We start from the raw sequence: 16,081 nt of genomic DNA, 5'->3' as shown, positions 1-16,081 counted from the left end.
CTGCCACCTTTTCTCAATTGACTCAGGCAAAATTGTAGCAAAGATTATTTTCTAAACATCTTAAATTGAAGAAACAAGTCATTGTATACGCCAGTTTCTCGAACACCCAGGTCTTGATAGACCTGGGTCTTTTTTAAGACCTGAGCACTCGGATAAAATTGTTGATCATTTCGAATGGAAGCTGGTAATAATTGTTCAGCCGCTTGATTAGCCGTTGAATAACCAACGTACAAGGCATTCTGCTTCGCATTCTCCGGCCGGTTCATGAAATTGATAAACGCATAGGCGGCTTTCAAATGTTTGGCTGTTTTCGGAATCACTAGGCTATCAATCCATAAGTTAGTGCCCTCAGATGGAATCACATAGTGAAGATGCTCATTATTACTAATCATTTCCGCAGCATTGCCAGAGTAAGTCACCGCTAAAGGCGCTTCATTTTGTTCCATGTACATCATAATCTCGTCATCCAACACTGCTTTGACGTTCGGCGTTAATAAATTCAGCTTGGCTTCGGCAGCGTTTAGCTCGGCTTGGTTATGCGTATTGACGGAATGTCCCTGTGCAATCAATGCCATCCCCAAAATATCTCGTGAAGAGTCAACGAGCATGACACTATCTTTATATTGCGGTCGCCACAAATCATTCCAGGTCGTGATTTCGCCGGGCTTAACGTACTTATCATTATAGACGATCCCTAATGTACCCCAGAAATAAGGGACCGAGTATTGATTGTGCGGATCGAACGCTAAGTTCTTAAATTGCGGTGCCACGTCATTCATTCCCTTGATTCGTTTGGGGTCAAGGCGTTTAAGCAGATGATCAGCCTTCATTCGTTGCACCATATACTCGCTAGGCACCGTCAGATCGTAGCTAGTACCACCCTGCTTAATTTTCGTAAACATAGATTCATTGCTATCAAACGTTTGATAAGAGACGTGATAGCCTGTTTCTCGTTCAAATTTGGTAATCAATGCTGGATCAATGTAATCGCCCCAATTGTATAAATTGAGGACATTATTCCCCGCCCCGGTAACACCTTCGACCTTCTGTAAATGACGGGCTGTTAAACCTAAGCCCAGACTAATCGCCAAAATTAAAACCACTAAGCTAACTAATCGTTTCATTTAATCACCGCCTCCACTTCCTGGCGGTTCTTAGCTTTGCGACCTTGATTATAACGATCCAAGAAGTAATAGCCAGCGATGAGCACTAACGAAACCATGAACCATAAGGCTGACAACGCATTGATTTCTAAATCAACCCCTTGCCGAGCCCGCGAATAAATTTCCACGGATAACGTGGAAAAGCCATTTCCGGTGACGAAAAAGGTGACCGCAAAGTCATCAAGTGAATACGTGATTGCCATGAAAAATCCAGAGAAGATCCCTGGCATAATTGCTGGCAAGATGACGCGCGTTAGCGTTTGCCAACTATTGGCACCCAGATCAGCAGCCGCATCGATCATTGACGCATTCATTTCATTTAACTTCGGCAAAACCAGCAAGACAACAATGGGAATGGAAAAGGCGATGTGGCTAAGTAAAACGGAAAAAAAGCCCAATTGGAGGCCAAGCATAGTGAAAAAGATTAAGAAGCTGGCTCCGATGATCACGTCTGGTGAGACCATCAAAATGTTATTAAGTGACAAAACCGCTTGTCGAACTGAACGGTGCCGTGTCTCATAAATACCCAGCGCCCCCGCCGTCCCAATAACAGTTGCACACAGCGATGACAATAAGGCCACAATCAACGTATCTAAGACAATCTGTAGTAGGCGTGGATCATGAAACAAGGTCTGATAATGAGCAAACGTAAAGCCGTGATAGTTACTCATCGTATTGCCTTGGCTGAAGGAATAGACCACCAGAAATAGAATCGGGGCATACAAAATGATAAAGACGACCACCAGATAAAGTTTGGACCAACCCCCCAGTTTATTTTGCATGACGGGACCTCCCTCTTGGTTTCCGTTCACCCGTCACCAACATCGTGATGACCATTGCGACAATCAGAATCACCCCGATGGTCGAACCCATCCCCCAATTTTGCGTCACGAGGAAATGTTGTTCGATTGCAGTACCTAAGGTGATCACGCGATTTCCGCCGATCAGTCGAGTAATCATGAAAAGTGAAAGCGACGGAATAAAGACCGACTGAACACCCGCTTTAACTCCATCTAAAGTGAGCGGAAAGATCACCCGACTAAAGGTTTGCCAACCGCTAGCCCCCAGATCACGACTCGCATTGACGTATGAGGGACTGAGCTGAGCGATGGCGTTATAGATCGGCAAAATCATGAATGGAATTTCAATATATGTCGCAACAAATAAGAAGCTTGCATCTGTGAATAGGAGTTGCTTGGGACCAATCCCAATGAAAGTCAAAAAATCATCAACTGAACCGCTGCGCGACAACAACCCGATAAAGGCATATGTCTTTAGCAACAAGTTAATCCATGTTGGCAAAATAATGAGCAATAGCCACAGCTGTTTATGTTTCAATTGATTCAATAAATACGCAGTCGGGTAACTAATTGCCAATGTAATGACGGTAATCAAAAAAGCATACCACACGGAATTAAAGGTCATCTTTAGATAGACCCCGGAATGAAAATAGTCTGCATAATTGCTTAATGTCGCGTGCCCGCTGATGTTAAAAAAGGATTGATAAACAATCAACACGACCGGTGCAATGACAAACAGACCAATCCACAATCCATAGGGAATGTAATAAAAGGCTTTGTTCTGTCTCACCGATCAGATTCCTCCCCTTCATAAGTTTCCAGCCGAGCGTCAAAGTCTGCTTCAGATTCATTAAAGCGCATGACATGGATATCCTCTGGATCAAAATACAGGCCAACTTGAGCGCCAATCTCTGTTTGATGAATTGACTGCACCCGCCAAGTATTACCGGTGGCATCTTGGCCAGTAATTTCAAAAAAGACCCCGCGGAATAGTTGTGTGGCCACGGTAATCGTGAGTTTTCCCTGATCAACGGTCGTAATATCCAAATCTTCTGGCCGGATGACGACCTCGACAGGTTCGTTGGGGCGCATCCCCGCGTCGACACATTCAAACTCGGCATCGGCAAAACTAACCCGATAGTCGCGAACCATGTGCCCACGGACAATGTTACTTTCGCCAATAAAGTCGGCTACGAAGTGATTGATCGGCTCATCATAGATATCCACCGGGGTGCCCGTTTGCAAAATTTGGCCCGCATTCATGACAAATATTTCATCACTCATGGCTAAAGCTTCTTCTTGATCATGCGTCACAAAAATAAACGTGATCCCTAAGCGTTGCTGAAGCGCGCGCAATTCATACTGCATCTCTTTACGTAATTTCATGTCTAAAGCTGACAACGGTTCATCAAGCAACAACACATCTGGTTCATTTACAATAGCCCGGGCAATTGCCACCCGCTGTTGTTGCCCACCAGAAATTTCATTAATCTCTCGATCTTCATACCCGGATAGCTGAACCATTTTCAGTGCATCCAACACCCGCGTTTTAATTTCAGCTTTGGGTACCTTACGTAAGCTAAGGGGAAAAGCGACATTATCAAAGACGTTAAGATGTGGGAACAAAGCATAATCCTGAAAAACAGTATTAACTTTCCGTTTATTGGCAGGAACCTCATTAATCCGTTTCCCGTCAAAATCCACTTCTCCGCTGGTCGCATCAGTAAAACCAGCAATGATTCGCAAAATTGTGGTTTTTCCACAGCCAGAAGGGCCTAAAAGGGTGTAAAACTTTCCTTGTTCAATTTCAAAATTAATCCCCTTAAGAACTTCTGTATCTCCGTAACGTTTCACAATATCCTTAAATTCAATAATGGTTGCTGCCAATACGCAAGTCCTCCATCATCCTTAAATCGGCGTACGTACGCCGTTTTCATCCAGTTCCATAGTAACCGAAACTAGCCCAAATAACTAGCATTCTCATCAAGCTTAAATGGGTTCATGCTAAAACATTTACTAATTTTTACCTCATCAATTGAGAAAACTAAAAACTGACTTTTCACAACCATCTCGCTGACAATGTGGAATCGGTGCACTCCTTGGCAACGAAAATTCAAAAAGTGATCCACCGAGCTTTACTCAGCAGATCACTCATCTAATTGTATCGACTCACAGACTTACTTCATGTAAACATCCCGGAAATATAGGGCAGTACCATTCGGATCAATGACTAATCCTTTAACATTTGGTCGTTGCATGTATGCGTAGGCGCCTTGGAACACCGGTGCAGTGAAAGCATCGTTTTTAACGATTTCATGTTCCGCATCCTTCAACACTTCCCAACGCTTTGTTGGATTGGTGGCGTAAGTTGAGTTCGCTTCCGCGACGTCCTTCAAGAACGTTGGATTTTTGTAATCTGTATTCAGGTGATAGGCGCCACCGTCGGTAATGAATTGGTATGGGTCTTGATAGTCGGGGCTCCAAATCCCATAGATAATATCGAATTGGTAATTATGACCAAAGTTTAAACGTTGCTTTAATGGTACTTCACGCACAGAGATCTTCAAATCTGGCAATGTCTTTTGGTAGGAACTCTGCATAAATTCAGCTACCGCCTTCGCTTCCGGCGTGTCCGCTGACAAGAATTCCAACGTCAAGTTCTTCTGCCCGAGTTCTTTCAAGCCTTCCTTAAATTCTTTTCGCGCATAGGAAGGATCATAAGGCGTTAAACGTCCACTGTAGGCCCGAAAATCCTTGCCTGCTGCATTAGTGACAAAATTGGCTGGCACAATACCATCTAACGGTGTCGAACCATCTTGAAGCACATCCTTCGTCAATTGCGTTTTATTAAACCCAGTTGCGAGGGCGCGCCGGATATGCACATTAGCCGTTGCTGGTCGCTTTGTGTTGAAGTTCAAATAGCCAATCGCTGGAATTTTGCGAACATGATAACCACTACGACCCTTATATTGCTTCACATACTCGTTATCAAGATCAATGAAATCTAACTTGCCTGACTGATATAAATTGGCAGCCGTGCTTTCGGACTTGATGGTCATCATCGAAATTTTATCAATCTTGATGGCCTTCGCGTCCCAATACTGATTATTCTTAACAAACGTCCATTTGTCGTTGGTTCCCGTCCATCCGGTTACTTTGAACGGTCCATTATAGATGGCGTGACGAGAAGACGTGCCATAATCCTTCCCTTGCTTTTTTACGTAAGCTTCGTCTTGCGGCGCATAAGGGGCGGTCGTCAATAATTCTTTAAAGTAGGTCACGGGATTAGCCAACGTCACCTGCAAAGTGTGTTTATCCAAGGCCTTCACACCAAGCTCATTTAGGGGCTTTTTACCTAAACGAACCTCCTGACCATTTTGAATCGGATCAATATTTTGGGCATTAGGCGAACCAGTGGTTGGATCAGCTAATTTTCGCCACGCATAAACATAGTTGGCGGCAGTGACCGGATCCCCATTGCTCCATTTATTTTCACGTAATTTGAACGTATAAACGCGTTGATCATTAGAAACACTCAACGACTTAGCGCCCGCTAATGTTGGTTTGCCTTGGGCGTCAATGCGATACAACCCTTCAATCGCGTTTTGAATGGCTTCTCCTGAACTAATATCTGAGTATCGACTACTATTCAACGTGGCCAATGCATCAACTGTCCCCACACGAAAATTATTCTTTGATTTCGTAGCAGTTTGTTGACCACATGCCACTAATGTCACCGTTGCGACTAACGCAACGGTGATTAATCCAACAATCCGTGTCAATTTTCTTCTTTGCACTTTTTACCCCTCCAAAAAATAACGATCATCAATCGATTTAGCTCATGGCAATAAAAAAGTCCAACCAGTGAATCACTTGGTCGGACCTGTCACAATTCCACGTTTACTACCGCCTACAAGTGTCGACTGTCAAAAACGTCAAATCAAAACAAGCCCCTAATTGGGACGATTGACAGACTTTCAATTGACTCGACATTCTTGTTTTCATCGCAGAAGCTCCTCGATTTTATCTCTAGAATAAACTTACTGAAAATAAGTGTTGCTGTCAATTAAAAAGTATATCTAGATTAACTTTTACAATGTTACTCACTTGTCAGCCAACCTGAACTTTGCGAGTATTCGGCTGGAACGCCGTATCCAGCTGTTTTTTCAAATGAGGCGACTATGTCGGTCGTGATTTGTTATATAAACGAGAATCATGACCGCTTTGAGTCCTATGCACAGCAAAAGAAAGCGGTATAATGAACGATAAAAATGATGCGGTGAAGGAGTTTTTCGATGAAAAATAATCAGTTTGCTCGTTTAAATGTTGACCTAGAAACAGCAATCGATGAATTACAACAAATTCGTTTTTACGATGAGCCAATCGCTAAAGCAACAAACGGTGTATTCACCTACCGTTTACTGCTGCGAAAAGCCTTTCTATCCGTCAAAACTGGTGCTGGATTTGATGAAAAGCTTGCCAACTACCTAGCAACGCCAACGTTAGACCTTAGCAACTGGCTTGATCAAGAAAAGCCGGTCACTGCAACGGTCTTTTACCGCGTTGCCTTGCAATTATTAGGCTTTTCAGTTGATGTTGATTTTGACCTTACCGATCCATTGACGGCGATGCGAACGATTCAATTACCCCTTCATCAAAGTAAACAAGTCACGTGGACAAAAGCAGATGTCTTAGCCGCTTGGTATCTCCTTTTAACCACCCATACTAAAACAGGTCAGACTTACTTAGACCACTTAGCGACCAATGGTTACTTCACTAATTTTTATACATTACCCACCGACCAAAAACCATTATTCTTTAATGGCAAAGCACAACCCGTTTTTGACACTGCCACCCTCATTCGTGAAGTTGTCTATGTTGAAAGTAGCGTCGATTCCGATCATGACGGACAACTTGACTTGTTAAAAACGGAAATCATCCGACCAGCAGATACCAATACTGGTCTTAAAATTCCGGTCTTATATACCGCCAGTCCTTATAACCAAGGTACCAATGATGAAGCTGGTGAAAGCATGACCCATAATGTCAATGTGGCTTTAACGGCTAAAACGCCAGATCAAACGCGCTATGAGGATATCGCTTATCAACCCGATCAAGCCGATACGCTGCCTCAGCCACGTGCCGTCAATACGGAAACGACAATCGCAGCGGAAACATTTGGCCGCGAAGCTAGTTATACCTTAAATGACTACTTCTTGGCTCGCGGATTTGCGGCCGTTTACGCTGCTGGCATCGGTACCTTAGACTCTGACGGCGTCCAAACTTGTGGTTCTGTTGAGCAAACGCAGGCCACGGTAGCAATCATTGAATGGCTTAACGGATCACGAAAAGCTTTTACAAATCGCACGGATCAGGTGGCCATCACAGCTTGGTGGTGTAATGGCAGTATCGCGATGACGGGACGTTCTTATTTGGGTACTTTAGCGACAGCTGCTGCGACGACAGGCGTTGATGGCTTAAAGACGATTATTTCTGAAGCCGCGATTTCATCGTGGTATGACTATTACCGAGAAAATGGTTTAGTCGTTGCACCTGGTGGCTTTCCCGGCGAAGATGCAGATGTCTTAGCAGTCGAAACTTTTAGCCGAATGTTGGCGCCTGCCGATTATCGCCGAATTAAGCCGATCTTTGACGCCGAACTAGCGACTTTACAAGCCGGCATGGATCGAGAAAGTGGCAATTACAATCGATTTTGGGATGAACGTAATTACCGAAAGAACCTCAGTCAGATCAAGGCCGACATCATTATGGTACACGGCCTCAATGACTGGAATGTCAAACCGCATAATGTTGAGCGTCTATGGGCTGGACTCCGGGGCCTACCGATCACTAAAAAGATCATCCTCCATCAAGGCCAACATATCTACATCAATGCATTTCGATCATTAGACTACACGGACATGATGAATTTGTGGTTGAGTCATGAATTATACGGTCTTGATAATGGCGCTACAACTGTTTTACCTGATGTTTTGATTCAAGACAATCTGACGCCAGAGACCTGGACATCTTATCAAGACTGGGCGGAACCAAGTGTATCCAAGCAACGCTACTTCTTTGCCAATGACGCCTTGGTGGATGCTCCCGCCACGCACAGTGCCCAATCATTTAATGATCATTTACCCGAGGCTGTCTTCAATCAATATCGAGATCACAACGAGCAGTGGCAGCAAGACTTACTGACGGACAGCAAGAACAATTTAGCCGATGCGCGCCTGTTAATGAAGACAAGTCAGTTCGCCAAAGACCGCACCATCGACGGCAATGTCGCCGTTCATGTCTCAGTGGCTGTTAACCAGCCATTAGGCCTTTTGAGTTTTCAACTCGTCGACTACGGCCAATCCAAGCGCTTCAACGTCTCGCCAACGACGTTAAACGCCCATGGTCTAGATTTAGGTTATCGTTGGCGTGAGGATGCACTGCGTGAATTCACGCTGGCCAATCACACTACACCATTCAAGATGATCACTAAAGGACACATCAATCTACAAAATCGACAACATCCTTGGCAAAACGATGAGCTAAAACCTAATCAGTTTTACGATGTCGATATCAGTTTACAGCCAACCTTCTATCACCTACCTGTAGGCCATCAACTCGGACTCGTAGTCTATGCGACAGACTTTGGGATGACTGTTCGCGGCAATCAAGATCTGCGCTATTCGATTGTCTTAGATCAAAGCTTTGTCGATATCCCCTTTAAATAAAGCCATTGTTTGACTTAATTAAAACAACCCAAATAACCCAGAGTCTGGGACAAAACTAAAATCTAAATTTCATTTCCAATCTAACTAGCCAAAACACGGGACATAAGTCAAGCAACACCGCCTAAGAGCGAACTGCCAACGATGAATAAACCATCATCATTCGCAGTTCGCTCTTAGTGCTCGTCACTTACCGACTTATGTCCCGTTCTTGAGTTATTTGTGATACTGACACACGCAACTTATTCGCTTTAATATCATTATTCCACGACGTTTAGTGATGAGGGCTCAGACTTAGCAACTGTTTCACCTGACTTAACATTCGTGTCGGAGGCCTGTACAACACGACGACCAGTACGAGCACGAAGCGCATACAATATTGTGACCGTATCGACAATTTCTTGGCACAATGCCCCCAAAATGGCCGGGATAAGTCCAAAGCTAGCGATTACCATCAGGCCCGTACAGATCGCAATTCCAATCAGCACCGCTTGACGCGCAATGACCATCGTATCCTGTGCAATCAGTGTCACTGCTGCGACTTTACTTAAATCATCTTTTAACACGACCGCATCGGCAGATTCACTGGCAGCCGTTGCTCCATGGGCGCCCATGGCAATTCCTACATCAGCCATGGCCAATGACGGGGCGTCGTTAACGCCGTCACCAATCATCACAACCGGTCGCTGCGCGGGTGTTAATTTAGCCAACACGGCAATTTTTTCGGCTGGCAATTTCTCAGCATCCACGTGATCAATGCCCACTTGCCCGGCAATTTGATTTGCAATTGCTTGCTGATCTCCTGAAATCATCATCAATCGCTGGGCACCTAATCGGTGCAGCATACTCATCGTTGTAGATGCTTCCGGTCGAATATGATCGGCTAAGCTAATAACACCAGCGTATTTTCCGTCAATATTGACATAAATCGCTGTGCTGTCCACCTTTGTTGACGCTCCAGCAAAAGCTGCTTTTCCTGCTTTCACTCGATGCCCATCTACCACTGCGGAGACACCGAACGCTGTCACCTCACTAACATCTTTCACAGGCAGCAACGTTGTCACGGCAGCGGTCAATGAACGCGCTAAAATATGCGTCGATTGCTGTTCAGCAGAAGCTGCCAGTTGTAGGACTTGTTCGGCAGTCCATGGGGCGCACGCTTCTACCTGCTTAACACTCAAACAACCGCTCGTAATCGTACCCGTCTTGTCAAACGCAAACGTCTTAGCCTTGGCTAACTTCTCTAATGTTGTACCAGATTTCACAATGATTCCGTGACGACTAGTGCGGCTCATTCCTGAGACTAACGCAATCGGTGCCGCCAAAATCAGCGGACACGGTGAAGCAACGACTAGGACTTGCGCAAAACGAACCGGATCTCCGGACCACCACCAAGCGAGTCCAGCAATCACATAGGCCACTACAGTGAAAGGTACTGCATAACGATCGGCCATGCGAACAAATCGTGCTGGCCTTGCTTCAGATTCTCGGACTAAGTGAACAATCCCCTGATATTGACTATCTGCGGCCACTTTGGTGACAAGCATTGTCAAAGCCGCATCCCCGTTAATCGTACCCGACATTAGTTCTGCGCCAGCATGCTTTTCAATCGGTGTTGACTCACCCGTCAGACTAGCTTCATTGACCAAACTTACTCCGCTAAGCACCTGACCGTCGACTGGAACTTGTTCACTAGGTTTGACCACCAACACATCATTGATTTTAACTTCATCAACACTGACATCTTCAAATTCATTTTTTATCTTACGATGAGCTTTAGTTGGTGTTTGATCCAACAATGTTTTCAATTCTCGTTTAGCCTTGTGGGCGGCATAATCTTCTAATGCATCTCCACCAGTTAGCATTAATAATACGATCATGGCAGCCCAATACTCGCCTACCGCTAATGTCGCAGCTACCGCTGTAATGGCTAATAAATCGATTCCGAATTGACCTTCTTTTAAGGTCTGAATCATATCCCACAACATTAATAATGCGATCAGCACTCCAGTGATCGTAATAAGCCACTGAGCCAGCATCGGTCGAGACAACCCAAACGCCAAAATCAAGGCCACCGTACTCGCGACTAAAACACTCCATAATCGTCGATAATTACGCATGGTTGGACCTCCTCTAGCAGTTCAATCATTCCTCCTCTTATTATAATGGCTCTAATGTAGAAGAGCGAATTAAATGCCCATTAGCAATGCCACGAACAACGTGTCGTAACCTTGAATAAAACGCCAACCATTGCAACCTAATGTGATATAAGTCTTGATTGTGATCAAATTGATTAGCCAACGAACCAAGCCCACACAATCAGGACCAATTCACCTAATGCTCGCAAAATATGCACCCGCCAATTAATCTGGTCGTGGTTTTGACGATCGATTAAATACTCAACAATTGAAACGACAATACAGCCACTCAGTAGCAATAAAACACCCAGTAAACGTTCTTTGGTGAACAACACCTGGCATAAGATTAAAATTCCACCCAATAGCAACCACAGTTGGAATTGTTGGGCCGGCCGTGACTTTTTTAACTGAGCAGTCACAATAATCCAAATCCCATATACCGCCACGGCAAAGGTCGTGACGAAGTTTAACACGTTAATCATGTCTAAATAGCCTCATTTTTATTTTTTCGGTGCCAATAACGGACTACGGTAGGCTGCACTCGGCGCTAATTTTAGATCCGGTTGCGTTTGGGCTAGCCAATCATGCATTTCATCTATTGTTTGGACAGAGACAGCGTTAGCCGTTTGAAACCGCGGCAACGCCAATGCTGATACTTGCGTCGCAGGATAACCGAGTTTTTTTGTCAAAATCATCTGATAATCAAGACTATTAGGGTGACTATTCAACCAACGAACGGCTTGATTATAGGCGAGCATGAATTGGCGCATAGCATCCGAGTGATGAACTAGCATCGTTTGATTTATCACTAGTGCTGTGTTGGCTTGTCCGGCTTTAGTTTGGGCAATCGAACGAGCACCATTGCGTCGCAACTGACTCGCCGCCGGGTCTGGCAAGCTAACCGCTGTCACAGCTCCGGTATTTAAAGCAGCCAATAGCTCTGCTTCATTCGCATAGTTTTGAATCATTACAGTATCAGTCAGTCCTGCGTGATCTAATAACTGCGTAGTGGCATACGCAGCCGTTGATGATGCGACAACCCCCACTCGTCCGCCATTTAAATCGGCCAGCGACGTAACCTCATCATTAATCGTCATGATCGTCACGTAATTCGTCGTCAAGCTCACTATTTGTCCAGCGGCCTTAGTCGAATTAGCCGACATTAGCTCAGGCACGCCAACCACGGCGCCATCAACCTGGTGTTTTTGAAGTGCGCTGACCCGTTCACTGGCGTTGAGTTGAACCATTAATGTGACATTTAAGTGATGGGCGGTAAAATATCCTTGCTGCGCCGCCACATATAATGGCAATGCATCGATCGAATGCCCAACCGACAGTTTCAAATCGGTCACTGGCGTTGGCTGATGATTAGACGAGTGAGCTGTTTTCTTTGATGACCCACAACCAACCAGTAATACCGCTAATAGAAGAATCAATATTTGGCCATACCTAGTTCGTTTATGCTTGATCATCATGGTGTGGCTCACTTGCCGATGACACAGCCGGAGAGGCAGACTGTTCTAGTCCGCCAATAGATGATGCACCCGCACTCTGGCTAGTCGTCATACTGGCTGGATAAAAGATTTCAACTTGCGGTGTGACTGCTGTCGTTGCTTTTTGTTCACCGTTGCTATCATCTACCGCGCCACCGTCAGCCGCTGGATATTTGGTCTGCTTTCGACTGGCCGGCAATAACGTTAGTAACAATAGAATCAATTGGCCAATGCGACCAGCTAACGCCAGGAACACCCAACCAGCACTCAATTGTTGATCATGCAATCGTCGAGCCATCAATGCCAACTTTGGCAACCAGACTGGCACACTCAAGCCAATGCCCAACACCACTAATAGAACTAGCGGTCCGACCATCCCTTGCCAATTTGGTGCTGCCCCAAGTAGCGTGGCCTCACTTAGTCGCCGACCAAACGTCAACACTGCGCTGATAAACAGACCCATTGCCAAAAAAATTCCATAAATGGTGCCGAAAATGCCCCAGGCTACTCGCGCCCATAAGTAGTTTCCTCGCGAAGTTGTATCACGAAAATTGAAAAAGTTTCGCCAAGTATGCCCGAACGCATTCCCCAAAATACCGTGAACATAGCCGCGATGGTCCACAACTAACGAAGTCGGCTGATTATCAGCATCAACCATGTGATACCACGGTGCTCGGTCATCTTGTTCAGCTTCTGGCAAGGCGTGCAGCACAATCATATGTACCCCTGGTAAAAGCATTAGCCATTGATACTCACCGGGCAACCGTAAACTGTGGAGCCGGCGCACAGAAAGACTGAGATATTGGAGAAACTGGGCGATAAAAAAGAGGTCTAAAATAAGGCGTACACTCATCGATATACCTGTACTCATCGTTAGCGCTGGGCTCAGCAGCAAATTCAATACGATCGTCACAATTGCCATCCCGATAATCGCCGCCCAAAAATCCCGACGACGAGTCTTGCCGTGATAGTTAAACATCTGTTGCCAACTGGCTCGATAATTCTCCCAAACATTCATATTTGTCACCCTTTCTCAACTCATGCTATTACTATTATTTTAGCGGACTTGATCCTAGTTTGCACAAATTATCGTGCCTTTTGTCTCGTGCAGCAAAAGTCAAACGTGCTACACTAATAACAACGGTGCAACCGTTTTATCTTTAAAACAAACCAACATGGTCTTATTTTGCTTCAATCACCATCATCATGGTTTGAAATCAGGAGGCTACCCTAATGAAACAAGGCACCACGATTATGACCCTCGATAATGGGTATCATTTGTGGACAAACACCCAAGGTACTGGCGACATTCATCTCTTATGTTTGCACGGTGGCCCAGGTGGTAACCACGAATACTGGGAAAATTTTGCCGAAGAATTAGGCAAACAAGGCTTAAATGTCAGTGTCCACATGTACGATCAACTTGGTTCGTTTTACTCGGATCAACCTGATTATTCGGATCAAGCTACTGCCGATAAGTACTTGACCTATGAATACTTCCTCGATGAAGTTGAAGAAGTCCGGCAAAAGCTTGGGATCGATAACTTCTATCTCATCGGACAGAGTTGGGGCGGATTATTGGTTCAAGAATACGCCGTGAAATATGGTGACCACCTCAAGGGCGCGATTATTTCATCGATGGTGGACGAAATTGATGAATATGTCACGCATATTAATCAAGTCCGCGAACAAGCATTACCTGCTGAAGAAGTCACCTACATGAAACAATGCGAAGCGACCAATGATTATGACAACAAACGTTATCAAGATGACGTAGATGTCTTAAATCGAGGCTACGTTGACCGTAAACAGCCACCGGCCATCTCTCATCTAATTTCTACAATGGCCACCCCGGTCTACAATGCTTTCCAAGGCGATAACGAATTTGTCGTGACTGGTAAGTTAAAGGACTGGCATTTTCGCGATCAGCTCCACAATATCACCGTGCCAACGTTATTGACCTTTGGCGAACACGAAACCATGCCTGTTGAAACAGCCAAGACGATGCAGACATTAATTCCTCATGCTCGGCTGGAGACCACGCCTAATGGTGGCCACCACCACATGATTGATAATGCGCCCGTTTACTTCGATCACTTAGCGAAGTTTATCAAAGACGTTGAAAGTGGTCATTTTAATGACTAATTAAGCACTGGCCTTCAATTGAGGGTCAGTGTTTTTTTATGGATTGGCATTAGTGATTGTTTTGTCGCTTTTTAAGTAACATTTCCGTTGATCAAAGTATCTTGCAAAGATATCATCAATCGTCCTTGAATTGAAAATGACAAGCCTATTGATCCCTTGAAAAGGTAATCTCAGAGCCTGATTACATGCACACGCGACTTTCATCCTCATCAAATGACGTGTTACCATTGGATGAGTTTAGTGTAACGGGGGAAAATTTATGTTAGCCATTTCATTAGCCATCATCATTGGTATTGCCTTGCCCATTGAAACCGCGGTCAATTCGCGATTACAAGGCGTTTTAAAATCGCCATATTTTGCTTCATTGGTTTCTTTTCTAATGGGCACGATTCTACTGACCTGCATGTTGTTATTCACAGGCCACTCTTTCCTGATTGCTGGTAATTTTTTTAGTAATCATCCGTGGTGGATTTGGTTGGGTGGTGTGTTAGGCGTTATTTACTTAACTGGTAACATTCTCCTATTTCCCAAATTAGGGGGCATCCAAACAGTCTTAATGCCAATGGTCGGCGAGATTTTTGCTGGTCTAGTGATCGATGACTTGGCGTTATTTGGCAGTGGTCATCATGCCTTGACCTGGTTAAGGGCCTTGGGAACCTTATTAATGATCATCGGTATTGTGTTTGCGGTCGTTTTACCTGAACGGGCTCGTAAGGCCACTTTTCAGGGGGCCGCTGAAGCGGATGCACGTCGCCGTGAGCCAACCCGCTGGTTATGGCAATTATTGGGTATTTTATTTGGCACATTCGCCGCGTGCCAAACAGCCATCAATGGCCACCTCGGCCAGTTATTAAAATCGCCTATTCAGGGGGCATATGTCAGCTTTATTGTCGGCACCGTGCTGTTATTGGTGGTCGTACTTTGGCAGAATCACTCACTTCGCCTACCAGCTGGTGCTTTGGCACGGGAACCATGGTGGATTTGGTTTGGGGGCTTTATCGGGGCGCTTTTCGTGCTGGGCAACGTTTATCTGGTTCCCATTATTGGGACTGGTCTGACTGTGGTCATTGTTTTATTAGGTCAGATTGTTGGGGGACTACTTGTCGACCAATTTGGTTTACTAGGCGCAAAACGCAGTCCAATTGTTCCTTTAAAAGTGATTGGGCTAATCGTCATGATGTTCGGCGTCACATTGATCAAAATTTTTTAAAAATGAGTTTGATATCTAACAATGGCCAAAGCGTAATAATCACATTAAAAATCAATAAACAAAAACGCGTTGATAAGAACAGTTCCTTTTGTTGATTTAGATTAGCGAGCATCGTTAAGTGAATAGACGTCAAAGCAAAAAAACGACGGTCATCTTTGAGGGTTGATCACGAGCAAAGTGGTCAGTGGAGGGGTCCTATTCCAGGGCTAGCGACCCGCGTACCTGACGTAAGAAATCTATAAATAAAGATGGTCCCGCCTGTAACGTCCTTGATTCTGGTCATTGTCAGAAAGAAGCTTTTACGTATTGTTCCTACCTCTCTTAAAGCTCCTCACGATAAGCTTTCGTGACTAAACCTTTAAAACACACGGTGGCCGAGTACTTTGAGCAAATTAATTAAAACGAAT

12 protein-coding genes are annotated in these 16,081 nt (G+C 44.9%); 3 read left to right on the top strand and 9 right to left on the bottom strand.

Annotated features, from left to right (window positions below):
* Positions 1 to 44: 44 nt before the first annotated feature.
* From ACKTR2_RS05075 to ACKTR2_RS05055, 5 genes are all read right to left on the bottom strand, one after another.
* Complete coding sequence (locus ACKTR2_RS05075) at positions 45 to 1,124, bottom strand: ABC transporter substrate-binding protein (protein ID WP_407883152.1); 1,080 nt, start codon at positions 1,122 to 1,124, stop codon at positions 45 to 47.
* A complete protein-coding gene (locus ACKTR2_RS05070; RefSeq protein WP_407883150.1) occupies positions 1,121 to 1,945 on the bottom strand; it encodes an ABC transporter permease in 825 nt (274 codons plus the stop codon). The genes ACKTR2_RS05075 and ACKTR2_RS05070 overlap by 4 nt, the downstream gene beginning before the upstream one ends.
* Positions 1,935 to 2,753, bottom strand: coding sequence for an ABC transporter permease (locus tag ACKTR2_RS05065; protein WP_407883148.1), 819 nt, complete (start codon positions 2,751 to 2,753; stop codon positions 1,935 to 1,937). Before ACKTR2_RS05065 ends, ACKTR2_RS05070 begins: the two co-directional genes overlap by 11 nt.
* The gene (locus ACKTR2_RS05060; RefSeq protein WP_407883146.1) at positions 2,750 to 3,850 is read right to left on the bottom strand and encodes an ABC transporter ATP-binding protein; all 1,101 of its coding nucleotides are present in this window, start codon (positions 3,848 to 3,850) and stop codon (positions 2,750 to 2,752) included. Before ACKTR2_RS05060 ends, ACKTR2_RS05065 begins: the two co-directional genes overlap by 4 nt.
* Positions 3,851 to 4,140: 290 nt before the next feature.
* Positions 4,141 to 5,760: a peptide ABC transporter substrate-binding protein gene (locus ACKTR2_RS05055; RefSeq protein WP_407883144.1), complete on the bottom strand. Its 1,620-nt coding sequence runs from the start codon at positions 5,758 to 5,760 to the stop codon at positions 4,141 to 4,143.
* Positions 5,761 to 6,258: 498 nt separating this feature from the next.
* Here ACKTR2_RS05055 and ACKTR2_RS05050 point away from each other — a divergent pair, with 498 nt between their 5' ends.
* A complete protein-coding gene (locus tag ACKTR2_RS05050) occupies positions 6,259 to 8,691 on the top strand; it encodes a Xaa-Pro dipeptidyl-peptidase (protein WP_407883142.1) in 2,433 nt (810 codons plus the stop codon).
* Positions 8,692 to 8,948: 257 nt separating this feature from the next.
* On the opposite strand, the gene ACKTR2_RS05045 is transcribed toward ACKTR2_RS05050, so the two are convergent.
* The 4 genes from ACKTR2_RS05045 to ACKTR2_RS05030 all read right to left on the bottom strand — a co-directional run bounded on the left by ACKTR2_RS05045 (position 8,949) and on the right by ACKTR2_RS05030 (position 13,337).
* On the bottom strand, positions 8,949 to 10,808 hold the full coding sequence (locus tag ACKTR2_RS05045; RefSeq protein WP_407883140.1) for a heavy metal translocating P-type ATPase: 1,860 nt from the start codon (positions 10,806 to 10,808) through the stop codon (positions 8,949 to 8,951).
* A 173-nt stretch (positions 10,809 to 10,981) separates the two neighbouring features.
* Entirely contained in the window at positions 10,982 to 11,308 is a 327-nt protein-coding gene (locus tag ACKTR2_RS05040) for a hypothetical protein (protein ID WP_407883138.1), read from the bottom strand.
* An 18-nt stretch (positions 11,309 to 11,326) separates the two neighbouring features.
* Positions 11,327 to 12,301: an ABC transporter substrate-binding protein gene (locus tag ACKTR2_RS05035; protein ID WP_407883136.1), complete on the bottom strand. Its 975-nt coding sequence runs from the start codon at positions 12,299 to 12,301 to the stop codon at positions 11,327 to 11,329.
* Positions 12,285 to 13,337 (bottom strand): DUF805 domain-containing protein, encoded by a 1,053-nt coding sequence (locus tag ACKTR2_RS05030; protein WP_407883455.1) that lies wholly within the window; start codon positions 13,335 to 13,337, stop codon positions 12,285 to 12,287. The genes ACKTR2_RS05035 and ACKTR2_RS05030 overlap by 17 nt, the downstream gene beginning before the upstream one ends.
* Before the next feature lie 215 nt (positions 13,338 to 13,552).
* Here ACKTR2_RS05030 and ACKTR2_RS05025 point away from each other — a divergent pair, with 215 nt between their 5' ends.
* Positions 13,553 to 14,464, top strand: coding sequence for a proline-specific peptidase family protein (locus ACKTR2_RS05025; protein ID WP_407883134.1), 912 nt, complete (start codon positions 13,553 to 13,555; stop codon positions 14,462 to 14,464).
* Positions 14,465 to 14,723: 259 nt separating this feature from the next.
* The gene (locus ACKTR2_RS05020) at positions 14,724 to 15,674 is read left to right on the top strand and encodes a DMT family transporter (protein ID WP_407883133.1); all 951 of its coding nucleotides are present in this window, start codon (positions 14,724 to 14,726) and stop codon (positions 15,672 to 15,674) included.
* Positions 15,675 to 16,081: the final 407 nt, after the last annotated feature.

It is taken from the genome of Furfurilactobacillus curtus (assembly GCF_045862785.1).
GTDB lineage: Bacteria > Bacillota > Bacilli > Lactobacillales > Lactobacillaceae > Furfurilactobacillus > Furfurilactobacillus curtus.
The sequence above is the reverse complement of the archived record's forward strand: the minus strand, read 5'-3'. Positions and strand labels throughout refer to the sequence as shown.

Excerpts from the sequence above, each read along its gene's own strand:
- ACKTR2_RS05040 (WP_407883138.1), bottom strand. The coding sequence starts at position 11,308 with ATGATTAACGTGTTAAACTTCGTCACGACCTTTGCCGTGGCGGTATAT.
- ACKTR2_RS05050 (WP_407883142.1), top strand. The coding sequence starts at position 6,259 with ATGAAAAATAATCAGTTTGCTCGTTTAAATGTTGACCTAGAAACAGCA.
- ACKTR2_RS05045 (WP_407883140.1), bottom strand. The coding sequence starts at position 10,808 with ATGCGTAATTATCGACGATTATGGAGTGTTTTAGTCGCGAGTACGGTG.
- ACKTR2_RS05025 (WP_407883134.1), top strand. The coding sequence starts at position 13,553 with ATGAAACAAGGCACCACGATTATGACCCTCGATAATGGGTATCATTTG.
- ACKTR2_RS05035 (WP_407883136.1), bottom strand. The coding sequence starts at position 12,301 with ATGATGATCAAGCATAAACGAACTAGGTATGGCCAAATATTGATTCTT.
- ACKTR2_RS05070 (WP_407883150.1), bottom strand. The coding sequence starts at position 1,945 with ATGCAAAATAAACTGGGGGGTTGGTCCAAACTTTATCTGGTGGTCGTC.
- ACKTR2_RS05075 (WP_407883152.1), bottom strand. The coding sequence starts at position 1,124 with ATGAAACGATTAGTTAGCTTAGTGGTTTTAATTTTGGCGATTAGTCTG.
- ACKTR2_RS05020 (WP_407883133.1), top strand. The coding sequence starts at position 14,724 with ATGTTAGCCATTTCATTAGCCATCATCATTGGTATTGCCTTGCCCATT.
- ACKTR2_RS05030 (WP_407883455.1), bottom strand. The coding sequence starts at position 13,337 with ATGAATGTTTGGGAGAATTATCGAGCCAGTTGGCAACAGATGTTTAAC.